The organism is Vibrio tapetis subsp. tapetis (assembly GCF_900233005.1).
Classification (GTDB): domain Bacteria; phylum Pseudomonadota; class Gammaproteobacteria; order Enterobacterales; family Vibrionaceae; genus Vibrio; species Vibrio tapetis.
Genome location: NZ_LT960612.1, coordinates 1 through 18,689 on the forward strand (window position 1 = coordinate 1; position 18,689 = coordinate 18,689).

The following is an 18,689-nucleotide window of genomic DNA, read 5'->3' on the forward strand; positions in this document are numbered from 1 at the left end:
GGGGGGTGGGGTGAGTGTTGAAGGGAAGAGAGGGAGAGATTGTGGGGGTGGGGGAGAGGCGGGGGTTTCTTTTCCCCCTCACAAACCTCCCTCCTCACAGTAAACCCGCACCAACCCAACCAACCCCACCACACAAAAAGGGGGACCCTTTGTGTTTTTTTCCCTTTTTTTTTTTTTTTGGGGGGGGTTGTCGGGGGTGTTTATTTAAACATAGCTCGTTTTGGTGTTCTTTGATTTCACGGGGGGGGGTAAAAAAGGTAGAAAAAACAATTTTTTCCCCTCTACTCCCCCCTTTTTTTTTTACTTGGTTTTTATTTTGGGCGTGTGGGGGGTGGGAAATTTGTTGTCTTTTTTTTAATTGGTGGTTTTTGTTTTAAAAGGAAAACTCGGCTTTTGAAGGTCTAGTTATTGAGAGGTCTTTTTTTTTCCCTTAACGTTTTCCCACTCCAAGCGCCCATGAAGTCTCCCTGGGGGGGGCTGTTAAATGAAACATTTTTTCGGGTGAGGGGGTGAGCCCTCCGCGGCCGGTTTTAAAATTTTTATTTTACCCGGTTCTTTTGTCTAAAACAATCACCCCGTAGAGGGCCTTCGTTCTTCGGTGTTAGATATGGCTAAATGGGCACCGCTGGAAACAGGGGGATGCCTAACTTATTACTTGTTGATAAGAACATCCCCGGTCAACATGATATCAAATGCTCTTCCCCTGTTTTCTTGAAACGCCGCATATCTCGCGTAGCATTGTGCGACAAGCGCTAGACCTAAGAACCAAGCATCTCGCCCAAACTCTGAAAGCGGGCATGGATCGCAGGTAGTGAAGTAATCATAACCTCATTTAGACATTCTCACCCGGTGAGGGGGAATCAAATGGGGTGAGCTCTCAACTGAGTGAGGCCCTTAATAACCTGCAATCGACCAGTGAGAATGTGTTTCATAAATACCCCGGGCCCAAAGATCAATGTTGGGCGTACTTACAGAGCACTAGAAGGAGGCGCGGGCGCCGGTTTTGTCCTGGGTGGAAAGAGCGGCATGGGTGGCCCTTCCCCCTTCAGTTTGGGCGTCAACGGTGGGGTGAAATTCTCAGACGAACAGCGCACTGCTTACTCAAACATGAGCGCAGAGCAGCAACAGCAACTTGAGCAAGCCACGCAGCAATACAGCGAAGGCGCCACCACGGTTGCTAACGCCGCCTCACAAATTGACCATAAAGACACGCGCAGCGATGTGGAGCAATACGCGCACGACTTTGCCTTAAACATGCAAAACACCCAATCCTTAACAACCAGCGCCATGAACAGTCAATCGCAATTGGAGGCCTTGTCAGAAACCCAAACGCGCTTAGACTCTGGCTCGTCCAGCTTCTCCGCCAACGCCATCCAAGGATTCCAGAATTACTTAGAAAAAACCCAAAGACTAGAGGAACCGGAAGTCAAACGCCTCATGACCGCCTTCCAGCCGGAAGACATCGCCGACGCGAAAAAGAATTGGCAAGAATATGTGCGCACCGAAGCCTTCGCCTCAATAGCGGGCTTTGAGGGCGATAACGGCACTAAAATTTCAAAGATGAATAACGACTACCAAACCGATGCAACCCAAGAAGGAGAGAAACCTGCGCTGAGCCGCGGCCAACGCGGGTTAATGGATAAAGAGGGGTAGCGGTCGCAATCGGCATTTGAGGCCACCACTGAGGCGGTGCTTAGCGCCAAACAAACCGGCGCCTTGTACAACGATGAGTATTTTGAGGGCACAAAAGAGAGCGTTTATAACCAGCAAGAGCGCGCGCAACAAGACATCGCGCCGCTTGAGTCGATGATTGATATCCGCATCAAACCCCAAGTCGAGGCAGAGCTTAACCCCGAAAGGACGGAGTACGTCAGCTCAGACCAGGCGTATCCTACGGCGCCAGCTTACACCAAAAACCCAACACAACAATAGTGATCGAGGTGCATAAAAATAGCTTTATGCACCGCTTAAATACTGGTATTATGATCAGGTATTGAGTCTCACAATTAAAGGACATCGCCATGAAACATTTTCTTGCGTTACTGCTGTTTACTTGTGCGAGTGCGCAAGCTCAAACGCACTCTCCTGAACTCACTCAACTGCTAAGTGAGATACATGAGCAGTACGAGCTTTCGGTAATAAATAAAAGACCGTTTGCTCAAGATCTACCTGACATCACCAAGCTCCCTTACTTCTTGATGCACATTGATGAGACGGACACCGTTGAAAGCATGAGGCTGAACGCTTATTTAGACGGGCTTCAAGCGGCGTATCTGGGCAGCGTCAATCGCCAAAACGACTTAGGGGGCAACCACTGGTTTTGCATGCGTGACACCATGGCCATGCACCCCAAACGCAACCCTGAGTTTGTGACAGAGATGATTTGGACGGTACTGGATAAAACGGCCAAGAATGACGCGCAAGGGTTTAGGCAAGGTAACTATGCCGCCGCTTTTGGGGTTTCTACTAAAACGATACTAGAGTACGGCCTGCAAACCGAATACCCTTGTTACGCGCCCATTCCAAAATCATTGCAGCTTAATGGCTGGAAATATTAACCTCAAGAAAGCGAAGAGCACAAAATGGATACGAATTGGCAAGAAAAACTCAAGCTCGATACAAGCAGTGTGGCGTTAGTTGAGTCTCGATTTGCCCGCACGACACAATCTCAAACCGATGTAGCAAAGTGGATGCTGGATGAATGGATGCCGATGGATTTAGTGGTGGCCATAACGGGCTTACCGCTTGAAACCGTGGTGTTACTTGAGCTGGAGATGACATTCGGCATAGGGACTCATGACTTGCATTGACCACATAAAATCAAGGGAGCGCGCCCCTTACCTCATCGGCGTCTTTCTCACAAAAAAAACCCACGCATGAAGTGGCGTGGGGCTTTCACTCATAAGATCACACAAAAGTCACATAGAGCATTAATGTTGACTTATTTCGCTTGCCCGAAACAAACGAGTCAACACTTTACGCAAAATCTCACCATTTGCCAATAAAAAAACGATGACGTAGAAGCCAATCACTCATACCCTTTGGCGATGGTGTGCTGCTTGGTGAAGACGAACAAGGTATATCAGCTCCCATCGTCCATCACGCCTTATCCCCAAGGAAAACCTCCGTGTCTCGTGACACCAATCAGCCTAAAAATCATATCGAAAAAATCCATTGATTTCACGCATAAAAATGCCCTCATCAAGGAGGGCATTTCGTTTACCGATGTTATTTTCAAAAACTCAAACGATGAAATCATTAGTTTGCAGGTTACGTCTAACTCTGCTCCCCTTTTTATCGTCTAAGCCAAATCAAACTACCACACTCCCTGATTGTTTTTCAACCGCCCTCATTTAAGGAACTCATTATGCCTAGACCCACGCGAGCCAAAGGGAATCACTTTACCCGTAGCGGACAAATTACCTTTCACTCCATTCGGATGTTCTTCCAAGTCAACAACACCTTAGTCACCGCCGCCATTTGGTCGGTGATTGCCTTAACCGGCTTGATGACCTGGCTCAGAGCGCCGGATAACGCCTTTTGGTCCATCTTCTATTACTGGCGTAATCGGCTTTATGCCAGTTTAGGCCACGACCTCAACAGCGAAGTCACCACCCTATGGAGTGGGAAGCGCTACGTCGGCACGCTTGCCTCTCAATTGAACAACACCCAACTCATTAACCTGTATGATGAGGTTATCCAGCAAATACAAATCAACTTCTTGCTCACCATCGGACTGATTTTTGTGCTCTGGATGCTCGCCATGCGCTTTTTCAGACGACAAGGGGAAAAGCAAAGTGAAGACTTTCATGTTCGGGGCTATCAATACGCGGAGCCTAAACGACTGACCCAAGATTTAAAATTGCGGGCCAAAAAGCTGAAAAAGCAAGGCGTCGGTAACGGGCGTATCTCGGATTTTAAGGTCGATGGGCTTGCGTTGTTTAAACACGAATTTGAGGTGCAGCACCTACTCGCCGATGGTACTACGGGGGCCGGTAAATCCGTGTTGCTGAGAAAGCTTTTAACCTGGATACGCAAGCGTGGGGATAAGGCCATTGTTTACGATAAAGGCTGCACCTTCACCAGTAAGTTCTTTGACCCAAGCCAAGACACACTGCTTAACCCGTTTGATGAACGTTGTGCCAACTGGGATGTGTGGTGTGACGCGAAGGATGCCCCTGATTTTGAGAACATCGCTAACGCGCTCATTCCCCAACACGGCGAAGGCGACCCATTCTGGGTGGATTCCGCGCGCACCATCTTCTCCAGCGCCGCGTATCAAATGAGCCAAGACGACAAACCGTGCTCAACCGCCCGATTACTCAGCCTCATTTTAACCTCTGAGCTTGAAACGCTGGGCAATTTCTTACAAGGAACCGAATCGGCCTCACTGGTCTCCAAGGACATCAAAAAGACCGCCATCTCCATCAAGTCGGTGCTGGCCACCTACATAAAAAGTCTGCGTTTTTTAGATGGATTGGATGACAAAGACGCCAAAGGCAAACACAAACGCAAACCGTTTTCTATTACCGACTGGGTACAAGATGACAAACAAAAAGGCTTTTTGTTCTTATCCAGTAATGCGCAGCAACACCCCTCATTGCGTCCGCTCATCTCAACATGGCTTACCATCGCTTCCAATGCTATTTTGGGCTTGAAGGCCGATGACAACCGGCGTATTTGGGTCATCATGGATGAGATGCCGAGTTTACATAAACTGCCAGAGCTGGATAACATCATCTCAGAGGTGCGTAAATTTGGGGGGTGCTATGTGATTGGTCTCCAGTCTTACGCTCAATTGGTTAAGACTTACGGCAAAAACACCGCGGATGTGATTTTTGATTTGCTCAACACCCGCTTCTATTTTCGCGCACCGTCGGCACAAATGGCGCAGATTTCATCCAAAGATTTAGGGGAGCAAGAAGTGGACGTATCGAGAGAAAACATCTCTTATGGTGCAAACGCCTTGCGTGACGGGGTCTCCATTGGACATCAGACCGTGACTCGCCCGGTGGTGTCGAGCAGTGAAATACAAGCCATGGATGATTTACAATGTTACTTACGCGTCCCCGGTAGCAGCTTCATCACTCAACTGGATTTACACTTTGATAAGAGACGCGATGTAACGCCCGCGTTCATCAAGCGAGATTATACGTTCTCGCCTGCGATGATACGGGCGTATCAAGAAGCGGTGTATTGTGAATGCGTAGCCCCTGGACTGTTTCTTAGTGAAGAGGACCGGGATGTACTGGCGAAAAGGCAATCAAAGCAGTTTGATACCCCCGAAGAGATGACGCTTGAGACCGACCAAATCAAAGCGGCCACCCAAAGCGACGCGGTCAAACATCTCGCAAGCGAAGAAGCCGCTAAGCTCAACGCCGAGAGTGACTATCAAGAGCGCGCTCAGGCAGAGCTTGAAGAGTCTACGATATCTCAAGATATTGAAATCACGGATGCTTACGATTAATAATACGATTAAGGTTCTTAATATGGCAAAAACCCCCTTACAAGACCATCAACGCATGACCATTAAATCCAAATCGGACCACAGTGAGTCTCCCATCAAACCCTTATCAGAAGAAAAAAAAGTGAACACAAAGTGCGGCGGCGCATTGAGGACTTACTGGACGAGCAAGCTTTTCACCAATTATGGGACACATTTGAATAATCATTGACACACCAAATGATAATGATTACTATTTGCAGGTAATTTGACGCAACATTGCTCACATTGCTTCCAGTGTACTTTTGGGGTGGCTGAACATAACTCCCCAACCTTGCTCCATTTAACGACGCCACTTGGCGTCGTTTTTTTCTACTCCACATCGCGTATCCTATCCCTTGTCTTTTTTCATTCCTGCTTTGCATGGGAGGCCACATGAAGCCGAAAAAACACCACAAACACCAACAAAAAATCCAAAGTCAACATCAGCCCCGTCCTGCATCATCTCAAAAAGAGAGCCAAGCAAAAGCCTTATTCGTGCTTGATATGCTCGATGGCAATGACTGGCGACACCTGACATTGACACATGAAGCCGCATTAAAGCTCATTCGACGAACCAACCACCGAGGGTATACCTTGACCCCTTGCACGTCCGCCGATTAATCACTCCAACACCAAGCCTTGCCATCGCAAGGCTTTTTTACGCCACGCAGCCAAAACGCGCCATTTCACACATTTTACCGACCGACTCACCGCTCAGCTTTGCTGCTAGCGGCGATTTGCGTTGCATAAGGAAAATACTCATGCTTTCTATTAGCCCATTAAAATCCGCCTCTGGCGCTGCCAAATATTACCTTAGCGAAGAAAACCCAAAAGACTCACCGGATCTCTCGTTAGAAAAAGACGCCGGTGACAATTACTACCTCAAAGAAAAAGACCAAGAGGAGAACACCTTTTGGCATGGCAAGCTCGCCATCGAAGCGGGACTGGCAGGCAAAGCCGTAGACCAACCGACCTTAGAATCGGTACTCTCAGGCAACCTAGGCGATGAAACCATTAAAGGGAAACGGGAAAATCACAAATCAGGCTTCGATCTGACCTTTTCGGCTCCTAAAACCATCAGCGTTCTTGCGCTTGTTGGAGGAGATGCCCGTCTCATTGAAGCGCATAACAACGCCGTCAAATTTGCTTTAACAGAGCTTGAAAAAGACGTGGCACAAGTCAAAGTCACTCATGAAAAAGGGATCCAAGAATACGAAAATACGGATTCGATGCTATTTGCGGTCGTGCGCCATAAGACCAGCCGTGAAAATGACCCACAAGTCCACTCTCACGCTCTAGCGGCAAACATGACGCGAGACCAAGAAGGTGATTTACGGGCTTTATCAACCAGCCTAAAACAAAAAGGCGGTGTCATTAACGGCACAGGCGAACGCATTTACAACTTCCAAAAATACTACGGTATCTTATACCAAAGCCAGCTTGCTAAAGACGTACAAGCCCTTGGTTATTCCACGCGAGGCGTCGGTAACGGTCAGTTCGAAGTCAGCGGTGTCCCTCAACCCATTATTGAAGCCTCATCGACTCGCAAACAGCAAATTGACCAACGCACCCTAGACTTAGGCTTTGATTCACGCGCGGCAAAAGACGTCGCCAACCTCGATACACGTAAAAGCAAAACCTATCAGAGTAATGAAAGCCTCAATAATCAGTGGCAAACCAAAGTACACACGCAAGGCTATGAGCCGTCTGAGTTAGTGGGAATGGCGCAGCAAGCCAAGACATCACAAGATGGGATTACGCCAGATGATACGAAAGCTGCCATTCATAGAGCCATTGACCATTTGGGTCAATACAGCACCGCATTACACCTAGAAAAAATCATTGAACTTGCCGCGTCTGATTTTACCAAAGGAGGCGTTCAAGCCAATGCGATTGAGCTTAAAACCATCCTAGACCAACAGATAAAAGAGGGCGCGCTTATTCCTTTAGCCGATAAAGGGCAATACACCACCCAAACCCTGATTGATAATGAGCACTCACTCATGAAAAGCACCCAAGGACGGGCGCACCACATGCGCACCCACGTTGACCCCTCGCTCTTACATCGCCTTGATATTCCAGCCAACCAGCAACAAAAGCTCACCGACCTATTTCAGTCCACCAAGCAGTTTCATGTCGTCAATGTGCATGGCTCATCACAAGGTATCGCGCAGCAACTGCTTAATGTCGGCAACCACAGCGGCAAACGGGTTCAGTTCGTCTCCCAAACCGCCAAAGCCAAATCAGAAGGCGTGGAGAATATTCAGCGCCACAGCCACACCTTAGGCGCATGGATAGCCCATCACTTTTCACCTGAGCAGCGCCACACTACCCAAAGCTTGCTCCAGGGCGCAACGCCGTTCACCAACAAAGACATCTTGCTCATCGACGACGCCAATAAGATGAGCGCTAAGGAGCTGATGAGTCTCACCAACCAAGCCAAGCAATCCAACACCAAGGTGGTGATGCTGAACCGCGTCTCCAGTCGTCAAGGCTTTAAAGCCAACAACGCCATTGAACTGTACCGCAAAGGCAACGTAGAGCGTCATACATGGGCGGGTGGGAAAAGCGCCCCCACCGACATCAAGCTGCATGACAACGACACCGATAGGATAGCAAGGGTCTATGCTGACTTGCCGGACAAAGCCAACACCCAAGTGATTGCCACCTCCGGCGTCGAGCAGCGGCGATTAACCGAAGCAATACGAGGGCAGTTAAAAAACACCGGCGCCCTCTCTCGTCATGAAACCACCCTATTCACTCAAACCCCTCACTCTCTCTCCAAAGCGCAGCAACCGCTTGTCCAACACTACAAACCCGGCATGACCCTCACCCATTGGGAGAAAAACAAACCTCAGAGTTTTGTCATCGCCAGTATCGACAAAGAGAGCAACACCATGACCGCACTCAGCAAACGCGATGGACAGTCACACCGCTTTGACCCGTCCAGTCGCGCCTTTAAGAATATGAAGATGCAAATCAATAAACCGCAAAGTCTCAACATCGCCCAAGGCGAACGCCTTCGCACACTGGGTAAGCACTTTCCTTCTGGCTTAGAGGGCAACCAAAGTTACCTTGTCACTAGCGTGAATAAAGAACACATCACACTGGAGAATCAAGGTGATAGTCAAGGTAAGTCACAACACCTACGCCTAGAGAGTCTAAAAGACGCACCCCTGCAATACGATTACGTTCACGGCGCCAACCATATTGAACAAAAAGCCCATACTTTACTGTCAGGAAAAGCGTTTACTCTGTCTAAACCCCTGATAAACGACCTGACCGAAAAAACAGCGCGCCTTGATGTCTTCACCGACAAGCCAAACAAAGCCCAAAGCGCCCTAGAAAAAGAGCAGGTCTCCCCGTCAGCCATTGAGCGCGTCTTGCACACGCAAAACGTCAACGACCGCTACCTAAGCGGCGCCACCCAAGCCTTGTTAACACAAGACGTCAGTCAGGCGCTTTCCGCCTTGGCAAAAGCGCAAAACGCCCCACTGATTGAAAAAGCGGTCAGCTTTGCCTTAAATCATTTATCTGAGCGTGAAGCGGGATTTAGCCAAAAAGCGTTAGTGGTGGAGGCGGTACGCTACGCCTTTGAAGAAGCCGGTGGCGTTATTACCAAAGACCAGATTGACACGGAGCTTACCAAGCGACGTGACACCCTTTCAGCGGAGTACAGTGACGGCACGCGCTGGACAACACACGCTGCGCTGGAGACTGAAAAACGCATCTTGCAAAACATCACCGATGGCAAGGGCCAACATCCGCCTTTTTCGACAACCAAGCAGGTGCAAGCCTTTCTTGAGACCCAGCCTCGCCTCACTCAAGGACAACAAGGCAGCCTTACCCTGATTTCAACCACCCAAGACAGCTTTGTCGCCATTCAGGGCTTAGCCGGTACGGGGAAATCCACTATGCTCGAGTCCAACATTGAACTTATCCAGTTAGCAAAACAAGTCAGCCAACAACCCGAGCAAAACGTCATTGGTCTTGCCCCCACTCACGCCGCCGTTTCTGAGCTGGAAAGCAAGGGCGTGAAAGCGCAAAGCCTAGAGAGCCTACTCAGCGACGTCCGACAAGGCAACCACCAAGCCAGTGACTATCAAGGCACTTTGTTCTTTCTCGATGAAAGCTCCATGGTCAGCAACAAACAAGCCGATGAATTCACGGCGCTGGTCAATGCCAGTCAATCCAAAGCCGTACTGTTAGGGGATAAAGAGCAGTTGTTATCTTTAAGCGCCGGTAAACCCTTTGAGCTGGCCATGCGTCAAGGTCGCCTCGATACCGCTTACATGACCGACATCATTCGTCAGCAAAACGACACCCTACTCAATGCCGCGCAAAACACCATTGATAAGCAGCCCGAAAGCGCCTTGGACAAACTCCAACGCCAAGCGCCTGACGCGCAAGGCAATCACCAACATGTCATCTCTACGCTGGATGAAAACAATAAAGACCGACGCCAAGCGCAATTAGAAGCGACTGAAAAGCTGCCCTTTGTCGTAGCAAAGGATTATCTAGCGCGCACACCTGAAACCCGCGAAAACACGCTCATCATCGCCTACACCAACCAAGAGCGTGATGACATCACGGCCTACCTCCGGGTTGGCTTAATGAAAAACAAGGAAATCGGCAAAGAGAACATTGTCGCCACGAGATTGCGCTCCATCGGCGCCACCGGTGAAGAGCTCACCACCATGATGCCGTATCAAAAAGGCTTAGTGCTGAGCACCAAGCCCGGTGAGTACGCCACCATTACCCACGTGGATTCGGAGCACGGTGTGGTGACGCTTGAAGACGCCAGCACAGGCAAGACAAAGCCGTTCTTACCGCGTAACCGTGACCATCGTTTCACGACGCTTTTCTCTGTATCAGAAAAACCACTCTCAACAGGCGATAAGATTGTCACTCGCTTTACCGACAAAAGCCGCGACATCAAAGCCAATGTGGAGTACCGCATCACCCAAGCAAGCCCGGACAGCATCATCGCGCAATCAAAAAGTGGCCAAACGCTCACCATCAACCCGAATGAGTTAACAGACAGTCATTGGGATTACGCTTACAGCCGAACCGCGGATATGGCGCAAGGGGCCACGTACCCACACGTCATTACGGCCATCAAAAGCAAAGGCGCATTAACCAACCTAAGACGTGCTGGCATTGATGTCACGCGCGCCAGCCAGCACGTGAGGCTCTATACCGATAACACAACACACCTGCTCAAAAGCTGGTTATCCAAAGAAAGCCATAAAGCTAGCGCGATAGAAACCGCCAACCAAACCCCACCCCAAGACACCACTTACTTTAACCGCAACGCCCTGCCCCATGAGGACGTTCGCTTCCAAAATAAAAGCGGTGACTTTGACTACAACACCTTTAAGGAGCACATCAATACACAACTCCCGAAATACACCGAAAGCCTAGCCATGCACTTATTAGGCAAGCCCAACCAGTCCAAATCCGACCGCGACTATTTAACCTTTGGCATTGGCAAATCCGCCATTAAAGTGACCCTAACAGGCGAGCATCGTGGTTATTTTAAAGACTACACCACGGGCGAGAAAGGCTCGCTGATTAACCTCATCATGAGCCACAAAGACATGGGCTATAAAGAGGCCATGACGGAAGCCAATAACCTGTTAAATGAGCCAAGCAAATACCAACTGGAGGAAAACAGCAAACATGATAAATTGCTCAATACCACGCCAAAGCATATTGCGCAATTTGAAGAGAGAGCCAAAGAATACATCAGTCAAAGTAAACCTATTGATAACACACTGGCCCAAACTTACTTAAACAAACTTGGGGTAAATCACACCCACAATGATCAGGTTAAATTCCACCCGGCGGTTTACTCGTCTGAAGACAAACTCTTCCATCCGGCCATGGTTACCAATATTCACAACAAACAAGGCGAAACCAAAGCCATTGAGGTGATCTACCTTGACCATCAGGGAAATAAAGACAGCGCCTTAGACATTAACCCAAGAACGCTGGGGACAAAATCCAAACAATTAACGACCTTCCATCAAGGGGAGCATGTAAACACCACCCTCATCAGCACGTCGATTGAAAACTCGTTTTTAATACGCGAGCACACTCAAGGCCAAATGGACATTATTAACGTCAACCACAAGAACGACATTCAAAATATACCCACGGATGAATTAAGACAGAATGTCATTATTGTCTTAAACCAAGGCAACCACGATTTAAACCCGAACAACATCGAGAAGATTGTTGAGAACTTTAATGGTCGAGACATTCAATTCATGTCAGACGACCATTTAAAGGAGGACATTAAAACCTGCATAGATAAATTAGACCGCGATAACCGCGCGCATGATATCGAATTAAGCGAAGCCCATCCCACTCATCAAGAAAGAGCATTAGACACTCTGAACCTGGATGAGAAAAAAGAACGGGACAGTCAATCCCTTGAACACTTTGAAAACAAAGCGCCGTCGCCTCAACACGAGATGGCTTTTAATCATCCAGAGAAAGAGAACGACTGGGAGAGCAGAGAAATAGACAGAGAGTTAGAGCGATAATAGAGGGTAGCCATAGGGCTACCCTTTTTTTTCGCCTGCAAGATAGGACTCCACTTTATTATCAATATCCGCTTTGATCTGCTGTCTCACGGGTTTCGATTCTTTTTGTTCACGATATAACTTTTCCCCGTCAAAGGTTTGTCCATGAATAACATCATTGATCGCCGAACCACTTCGAACCACACGATAAATCTCTTCCATTAACTCACGGTTCGATGGCCTATCATCCTCACTATCGCTCAACTTAATGCGCAGTGCCAACGACAAAAGATCTCGAACGGCATCCGCATCCGTCAGGCGCTCTCGTTTTTGAAACTGACGAAAATCCTGCTCTAACGTCCCTTTTATCGTTGCTTGTAATACCGTGCTTCTGGCCATTTTTATATTTTTCCCTTCAGATTTCGTTAATATGATTCAATTAACAAGCAAATACAAATCCATATCATCATAACATCAATATCACTCACAAACCAATTCGGAAAAGGGCTAAATGGAAATCAAATACAATCGTAATCACTTTCAAATCAAATAGCCTGTAAGCCTTACCACAGCTTAGCTAAATGGAGATCAAATACAGTTACCGCATTTTCAAATACGATTTCAGCGGCTAATTAGTGGAGATTTTGGGAATTTTTCTTACTTACATAGACGAACCATAAATCAATTTAAAATATTGTTTTTAGTGCTTTTATATTTTTGACAGACAACCATTCGCATTGAAATCAATGCGCCGTGGTGTGTGGTAACTTTCAAAGAAAGTAAAAAGTCGGGGCGGCTTCATCAGCTTGAGTGGGTAGAACTTGAGGAAATAAAACCAAGGCGAACCCATGGCGACTGAATCGGGGATGCAGAAAGGACGAACAGGCAAGAGCAAAGAGGAATGAGAACGTTGGACGGCAAAGCGCATTGCACCAGAGTGGTGCGATGCGGGTTATTTTACGTTTTGCGAATAATAAACAGATTGGACTTTTTGGATGTATATTTTTCTGGCGGTTTCGGTACGTTTGGAAAACCCTGCGTTATATGCCCCCACGCTGTTCCAGTTATAACCGTGACTGGCAAAGTTCGCGCTTAATACCCACGCACCTAATGACACGTTAAAACACGGATCATAAACATTCTGATCATTCACATTAAAATCCGAAAGCTTGTCGAACCAGATTGAGTTAATTTGCATTAGGCCATAATCGCGGCTCACGACCTCACCGACGTTATTTTTATTTTCATTGATAGCATTAGGGTTTAAGTTACTTTCAACGGTTGCAATGGCTCTGAGTAAGTCTGGTGACACATTATAATGATTGCCAGCCTCATCAAAACAAAAAGCGAACACGGGAAAAGGAAACCATAACATCAATACGGACAGTTTATTCATTTTACCCCTCTATTAACCATCCAGCCCGAAGGCTGGATGATAACACGATAAATAATGGCCGTTAGTATTCGAACGGGAATAATACGGTGGTCACACTTCGATCGCCTTCGGTAATAATCCAAATCCTTTGATTGCAAATTTGATAACCTGACATGATACGAGCGCCTATTTTTGTCGCTTCATCATTGGCAATTTTATCTTCTATTGGCATATCCCCCCAATCGCCGTTTTGATGACGCATTAAGTAAATACGCAAATTGGCTCCGATGTTGTCACTCAATAACATTTTTACGCCTTGAGTCATCACCACCGTTCCCAATTCAAAAGACTGCGCGCTGCAAACATACTGCTCTGCTTCCGTTTTTTTTCTTTCTATTGTAAACTCTAACTCGCTCATTATTGGCTTATCCTTTAAGATTATATAATGGGTCGCGCCTTGATATTTATTGACGTCGATATCAATGCGTTTTTATTGGCTGATTAACACACGTTTTCGGTCTGGCAAATGTGGCGATAGACTTGATGAACATCATCAAAGCAATAGCCGTACTCGGTGAGGTTTTCGACGCAATCCATAATGTCCCCGCTATAAAAGCATTCGTAGTTAAATAGCTCACGGCGAATAATGGCGTCTTTCCCATTTTCTTTGATGTCTTGCTTAATTCCTTCTTGGTTAATGGTGGCGAGACGGTTAATTAATTGTTTGGCTCTGTCGGTAGGACAAATTAATCCAGCCCCTATTGAGACGTATTCAATGCCTTGTTGTTTTGCTTTGGCAAACTGCTGATTAGAAAAAGCAAAAAAAGCCCCTGCGTCATTAAACGCTTGCGTTTGTTTATCTTGGATGTAATGGGATAACGATTTCATGGTTTTACTATTCCTTGTCTTAATTAAAACGGGCAACGGTCAAATGAATAAAGGGTTTCAAAAGGCGTAGACACATCCAGCACAACAAAACAGTCCCTTAACGTCCCGATTTGAAATTGGCGCATGATAAGGGCGCGTACCTCTGCCAGCGTGAACGGGAAGTACTGAGCCTCACGCTGAACAAAGCCTGCGGCCTTGAGTTCTTCTGCTGTAATGTCACTCCAAGGCGCAATCGAAAATCCTTGCGGTGCACTCTTGCTTTGCTCTAAAGAGACATCATGTTTTGGTGAGCTTTCGTGCTCCAGCGGCGAGACGCTGGTCGCTGTTTGGCATGTAGAGAGAGTTAGGGTTGAGTTTTGTTGCGCCATGGGGAGTTTCCTTTTTGTTTGAGTATCACCTTTCGGAGCCGCTTAGCTGTCCATCGGGCTTTCATGGTTCTCAATAACAAGGGCGCGAAGCGTTCATATACCCTTGTTATTGAGGTTCTGAAAGGTCATGGTTAACAGCTTGCGAGTCCGTAAGGTGATGCGAGTAGAAAGGAAAATCGGCGCATAAAAAACTCGGCCCTTACTCTGTCTTAATGACAGGCAGTGAAAGGCAACGAGGAAGAATGACGAGGCGTAGCGAACGCAGTGAGCGGAGGCGTTGGGTGATTGTTCGCAGGAACGCAATGGCACATCGAGCTTTGCTCGATATTCGTGTCATGCGTTATCGCGGGAGGAGCGAAGCGACGGAATGAACGGAGCGAAGCGAGAACGCCCAGAAACGGTAAGGCTTTGCGGTAATATTCACCAAAAATGCCTCACTGATGCTTAAGTATTATCTGCCCCGCTCTAAACCTAAACCTAAACCAACATGCTCTGGGACAACGCCCTCTCGTGTTAACGAGCCTTTCTTTTTGCTTTCCCTCTGGTGATGGAGAGCAATCATTTATTCATAGACGACTCAATGCTCACATGCGGTTGGGAAGTAGGCAGTCTGTCAGGACTGCATATTGCGCGCATTAAAATCCACCGCGCACCCTCTGAGCGAAATGCGCCTTCTGTGGCTCTGTCAGTGATTTTTCTCCCCCATTAAGCCAGAAGCTTAACTAAATCACTCTTCTTGAGCGAGTGGGCGCTTTGTAACCACGTTTCTGACATTACAGGAAGGGTAATATCAATCAGCGCATTTTTACCGATGCGTTTGATCAAGCTGTCCGTGGTTGGCCGCCGGTACTGAGCCGTATCAAATGCCAGCGCTTGATAAAGAAACTCATGGGTGGAGCGGTTATCCCCACTCAAACAAGTCCTTAGCTTAATGACGTGGCGAACGCCACTTGCTTATGTTTTTCCTCACTCTCGAGAGCAATGAAAACTTGCAGGCGCTCTTTCTCACCGAGTGCGTCATACCAAGTCATATCCACACCTTGCCTAGTCTGCTCGAGACGCTCCAGCGCTTTGTTCTCATTAAAATCTCCTTGCTTTAGCGCTAAGTGTGCTGAAGGTTATGATGCTTCAACGGTGTTATTTAGTCATATGAAATTGATGAAGACAAAGATGTTGAAGTCACCATTACATTATATAATCCTCCCCCGTATTCAATGAAGACAGGCCTTTATAGAGATCAAACTGAAGCTCTCGACCTTTTTATTCTGACCTAGTGCTATAATTCGATAAGAGATCCCACTGCTCAATAAATACTTGGTTTCAATCTCGTTACAAAAAACATTTGCTACACGCTTTACTAAACTATCCATATCTATATTGTTTTGTTTAGTAAAAATGAGAGTGACCGTATTTTCATTTGCTTTTGCTTGAACTAATGTAATTGGGCCCATCTTTTTGGGTAATTTGCTTGATATAATAGTCGCTCTATAGTCAGCCAGTTCACTAGTTTGAGTCTGGCTTGACTGACAGCCGTTCAGAATAACACTGATGAATAGTATGGTTAGTTTTCGAGTTATCATCAGTATCATTAATCTCTTTTTTGGGAAGTAAATCGCTAAGTGAATTGTAAGAATGATGAATATGGGCTGAGGACATACAAGATAAAAGGGCACTATAATCTAGATTGAAGTCGATTTTTTGCCCAACTAATAACGGTGCCCCAGATGTTTCCATGATCAGATGGTCACTAGTTGATGAAACGATTTTTGTTCCATCTGGAGCACTTAAACCAGTCACGCAGACATCTTGACGACCTAAAGCGAGAATTATTTGTGAGACCGAACCTTTATTAGAAATATTTTCTTTTTCCCCAAAGGCATTGCCCCCTCTAACCCCACAAGGTAAAGAAGGTTTTATCTTGGATTCGATAACTTCAGCGGTTAAGGTAATCGCATCTGTATATAACCCTTCAATTTTATCTTTTGTTAGTGGTTCACAACCCAAATAAATGGCTTCTCCTATACGTAGATTATTCACTCTAGTTCGACCAGTGTAGTTAAGTGCCCAATGTATTGAAGCCGAATTCCCCCCGGATATGACATCGAGATTGATCCCAAATATTGCTTCGATTTCATTAGCTAAGTTTGAAAGAAGCTCCATTTTGGTGTCGTCTGGAGCGACACCATACCGACAGGCAAGATTTGTCCCAATCCCTCTTATAATAATGTTCGGTAAAGAAATGATTTTATCGATAAAGGCAATCACACGATTTGGCATGACGCCTTCTCTCAGATCGCCAAGTTCGACCATGATAATGATGCCATGGTTGATATTAGATTGCTTTGCGACATTGGAAAGCCTTTGAATAACTGTAACCTCAGTATTCAAACTAATCTCACAACACCTTACAACACTTGCGGCTTGGCTAAGCATCGGTGTGCGGATCAACATTTTGGGCACAGAAATACCCGCTTGTCTCATTTTTTGGATATTTTCGACTCGAGAGTCCGCAAACATTTCTGCTCCAGCATCAACAAGGACTTGAGCAATAATGGGGTTACCAAGAAAAACTTTTGTTACAGGCGTGACTGATATATTTTTTAAAGAAAGTTGAGAAATAAGGCGTTGCGCGTTGTGATGAATTTTAGAACAATCGATGTCTAATCTAGGATACTTCACCCTTTTTCGACCAGTTTATTTGCTATTAGAGGATACGCTGACAACACGATGTTAAGAAGCTGTTCTATGGGTTGTGACAAGGCATCAGTAACAGGGAGACCAAACTCACTTGAATAGTGATGCATTGTTGTAAGTATCTCATCTGAAGACATCCCTTCGTGATTCAGCGTTAACCCGATAACCGAGGTCTTTGAGAATGCCTCTATAAGATTTATTTCTGAAGCAATTGAAGGCATCGGCATATTAGGGAAGTCACTCCGATGTGAACGTTTAGGAGCGTGCTGTAAGATCACACTGGTAGGGCAACTTCCGCGTAATATAAAAGAACTAGTAGAAAATGCAGGGTGACTCAACGCCCCTTGACCTTCGATAATAATAATATCCGGTTTTTCCATTTCGTACGCTTTCACGATGACAGACTCCAATTCTCCAGCACAAAATTGCGAAGGGACTGCATCAAGTGCAACGCAATATTTTGCTCCTTGTATCATACCTGTTTGACCAGTAGCAATCATGACAACATTAAGGCCTTTTCTACTCAATTCATTCGCTAATATTGTTGCAGTTGTCCGCTTCCCTAATGCGCAATCGGTACCCATAACCGCGATTCTTGGGCACTTCACACTGTGTATTTCGCCGCTAAATGTTTGCAGCTCGTCTTTGCCCTTCGGTTTGCGAATATCTAATATTCGGACGTTGTTCTTTATGCTGGCTTCTAAAAATAGGGGGATGTCCGTGAGGAACTCATGTAATCCATTCACGATATTCATTTTAAGAGACATTGCGCCCAGAATGATGCTCTTCTCTACGTCAGATAGAAATCCACTTGATGGAGCGATCCCAAAAATAAAATAATCAGGGACTGTTTCTGCTTGAATTATCGCTTCTTCAATAGTAGCAACGATAGGTATGCCATTTACTTTTTTATCAAGCACTTCACCGGAATCTAAACCAGCAGAATAGCTGTCAATAACGGACAAAATACGATAACTCTGCGAATGCCTCACCAAACCATTAGCGGTCTTACCATCAATTTTTCCGAAGTTACCTTCACAATATACAATCGCCGAGGGTATGACCGGATTAACTTTATGGCAAAGTGGCATCCAAGGAATGGGAGACACTGAGTTGTTACTAATTTCAGCATTTTCAATTTGTGTTAAATGAAAAATATTTCTTAATTTCTGGTTTGAAATTGACATAACTAAAGCCTTGTCATAAGGCTTAGGAGGGCAACTAAGGAGTGCCGAGATGCGAGTTCGGAAAAGAAAAGGTGTCCCTACTAAGCGGTAGGGAGTAAGCCACGTTAACACACTTATTCGTTTTATGTTCGGTATTCTTAACTTAATTAGTCATGTTTTAAT

16 protein-coding genes are annotated in these 18,689 nt (G+C 46.4%); 7 read left to right on the top strand and 9 right to left on the bottom strand.

Annotation, left to right across the window (positions count from 1 at the left end):
- The first annotated feature begins 1,026 nt into the window (after positions 1-1,026).
- The 7 genes from VTAP4600_RS17155 (at position 1,027) to traI (ending at position 12,036) form a co-directional block, all read left to right on the top strand.
- Positions 1,027-1,653, top strand: coding sequence for a hypothetical protein (locus VTAP4600_RS17155; RefSeq protein WP_145958592.1), 627 nt, complete (start codon positions 1,027-1,029; stop codon positions 1,651-1,653).
- A 36-nt stretch (positions 1,654-1,689) separates the two neighbouring features.
- Entirely contained in the window at positions 1,690-1,932 is a 243-nt protein-coding gene (locus VTAP4600_RS17160; RefSeq protein ID WP_102524039.1) for a hypothetical protein, read from the top strand.
- Positions 1,933-2,021: 89 nt separating this feature from the next.
- A complete protein-coding gene (locus VTAP4600_RS17165) occupies positions 2,022-2,558 on the top strand; it encodes a hypothetical protein (RefSeq protein WP_102524040.1) in 537 nt (178 codons plus the stop codon).
- A 24-nt stretch (positions 2,559-2,582) separates the two neighbouring features.
- Positions 2,583-2,810, top strand: coding sequence for a hypothetical protein (locus VTAP4600_RS17170; protein WP_102524041.1), 228 nt, complete (start codon positions 2,583-2,585; stop codon positions 2,808-2,810).
- A gap of 557 nt (positions 2,811-3,367) precedes the next feature.
- Positions 3,368-5,467, top strand: a complete 2,100-nt coding sequence (gene traD, locus VTAP4600_RS17175) for a type IV conjugative transfer system coupling protein TraD (RefSeq protein ID WP_102524042.1) — start codon at positions 3,368-3,370, stop codon at positions 5,465-5,467.
- Between the two features lie 411 nt (positions 5,468-5,878).
- Positions 5,879-6,106 carry a hypothetical protein gene (locus tag VTAP4600_RS17185; RefSeq protein ID WP_102524044.1) on the top strand — a complete coding sequence of 76 codons (228 nt, stop codon included), beginning with the start codon at positions 5,879-5,881 and terminating at the stop codon, positions 6,104-6,106.
- Positions 6,107-6,246: 140 nt separating this feature from the next.
- A complete protein-coding gene (gene traI, locus VTAP4600_RS17190) occupies positions 6,247-12,036 on the top strand; it encodes a conjugative transfer relaxase/helicase TraI (RefSeq protein WP_102524045.1) in 5,790 nt (1,929 codons plus the stop codon).
- 18 nt (positions 12,037-12,054) lie between these two features.
- On the opposite strand, the gene VTAP4600_RS17195 is transcribed toward traI, so the two are convergent.
- From VTAP4600_RS17195 to VTAP4600_RS17235, 9 genes are all read right to left on the bottom strand, one after another.
- Positions 12,055-12,414, bottom strand: a complete 360-nt coding sequence (locus tag VTAP4600_RS17195; RefSeq protein WP_102524046.1) for a hypothetical protein — start codon at positions 12,412-12,414, stop codon at positions 12,055-12,057.
- Positions 12,415-12,967: 553 nt separating this feature from the next.
- Positions 12,968-13,411, bottom strand: a complete 444-nt coding sequence (locus tag VTAP4600_RS17200; RefSeq protein WP_102524047.1) for a lytic transglycosylase domain-containing protein — start codon at positions 13,409-13,411, stop codon at positions 12,968-12,970.
- A gap of 61 nt (positions 13,412-13,472) precedes the next feature.
- Positions 13,473-13,808 carry a type I restriction endonuclease subunit M gene (locus VTAP4600_RS17205; RefSeq protein ID WP_102524048.1) on the bottom strand — a complete coding sequence of 112 codons (336 nt, stop codon included), beginning with the start codon at positions 13,806-13,808 and terminating at the stop codon, positions 13,473-13,475.
- 83 nt (positions 13,809-13,891) lie between these two features.
- On the bottom strand, positions 13,892-14,278 hold the full coding sequence (locus VTAP4600_RS17210; protein WP_102524049.1) for a DUF7659 family protein: 387 nt from the start codon (positions 14,276-14,278) through the stop codon (positions 13,892-13,894).
- A gap of 23 nt (positions 14,279-14,301) precedes the next feature.
- Positions 14,302-14,646 carry a hypothetical protein gene (locus VTAP4600_RS17215; protein WP_102524050.1) on the bottom strand — a complete coding sequence of 115 codons (345 nt, stop codon included), beginning with the start codon at positions 14,644-14,646 and terminating at the stop codon, positions 14,302-14,304.
- A 705-nt stretch (positions 14,647-15,351) separates the two neighbouring features.
- Positions 15,352-15,561: a hypothetical protein gene (locus VTAP4600_RS17220; RefSeq protein WP_102524051.1), complete on the bottom strand. Its 210-nt coding sequence runs from the start codon at positions 15,559-15,561 to the stop codon at positions 15,352-15,354.
- A gap of 296 nt (positions 15,562-15,857) precedes the next feature.
- Entirely contained in the window at positions 15,858-16,235 is a 378-nt protein-coding gene (gene gspS2, locus VTAP4600_RS17225; RefSeq protein WP_331813011.1) for a type II secretion system pilot lipoprotein GspS-beta, read from the bottom strand.
- Positions 16,150-17,325: an alanine/ornithine racemase family PLP-dependent enzyme gene (locus tag VTAP4600_RS17230; RefSeq protein WP_102524053.1), complete on the bottom strand. Its 1,176-nt coding sequence runs from the start codon at positions 17,323-17,325 to the stop codon at positions 16,150-16,152. Before VTAP4600_RS17230 ends, gspS2 begins: the two co-directional genes overlap by 86 nt.
- Complete coding sequence (locus tag VTAP4600_RS17235; RefSeq protein WP_102524054.1) at positions 17,322-18,527, bottom strand: N-acetyltransferase DgcN family protein; 1,206 nt, start codon at positions 18,525-18,527, stop codon at positions 17,322-17,324. The genes VTAP4600_RS17230 and VTAP4600_RS17235 overlap by 4 nt, the downstream gene beginning before the upstream one ends.
- Positions 18,528-18,689: the final 162 nt, after the last annotated feature.

Excerpts from the sequence above, each read along its gene's own strand:
- traD (WP_102524042.1), top strand. The coding sequence starts at position 3,368 with ATGCCTAGACCCACGCGAGCCAAAGGGAATCACTTTACCCGTAGCGGA.
- VTAP4600_RS17155 (WP_145958592.1), top strand. The coding sequence starts at position 1,027 with ATGGGTGGCCCTTCCCCCTTCAGTTTGGGCGTCAACGGTGGGGTGAAA.
- VTAP4600_RS17210 (WP_102524049.1), bottom strand. The coding sequence starts at position 14,278 with ATGAAATCGTTATCCCATTACATCCAAGATAAACAAACGCAAGCGTTT.
- VTAP4600_RS17185 (WP_102524044.1), top strand. The coding sequence starts at position 5,879 with ATGAAGCCGAAAAAACACCACAAACACCAACAAAAAATCCAAAGTCAA.
- VTAP4600_RS17170 (WP_102524041.1), top strand. The coding sequence starts at position 2,583 with ATGGATACGAATTGGCAAGAAAAACTCAAGCTCGATACAAGCAGTGTG.
- traI (WP_102524045.1), top strand. The coding sequence starts at position 6,247 with ATGCTTTCTATTAGCCCATTAAAATCCGCCTCTGGCGCTGCCAAATAT.
- VTAP4600_RS17205 (WP_102524048.1), bottom strand. The coding sequence starts at position 13,808 with ATGAGCGAGTTAGAGTTTACAATAGAAAGAAAAAAAACGGAAGCAGAG.
- VTAP4600_RS17200 (WP_102524047.1), bottom strand. The coding sequence starts at position 13,411 with ATGAATAAACTGTCCGTATTGATGTTATGGTTTCCTTTTCCCGTGTTC.
- VTAP4600_RS17235 (WP_102524054.1), bottom strand. The coding sequence starts at position 18,527 with ATGTCAATTTCAAACCAGAAATTAAGAAATATTTTTCATTTAACACAA.
- VTAP4600_RS17195 (WP_102524046.1), bottom strand. The coding sequence starts at position 12,414 with ATGGCCAGAAGCACGGTATTACAAGCAACGATAAAAGGGACGTTAGAG.
- gspS2 (WP_331813011.1), bottom strand. The coding sequence starts at position 16,235 with ATGATACTGATGATAACTCGAAAACTAACCATACTATTCATCAGTGTT.
- VTAP4600_RS17215 (WP_102524050.1), bottom strand. The coding sequence starts at position 14,646 with ATGGCGCAACAAAACTCAACCCTAACTCTCTCTACATGCCAAACAGCG.
- VTAP4600_RS17165 (WP_102524040.1), top strand. The coding sequence starts at position 2,022 with ATGAAACATTTTCTTGCGTTACTGCTGTTTACTTGTGCGAGTGCGCAA.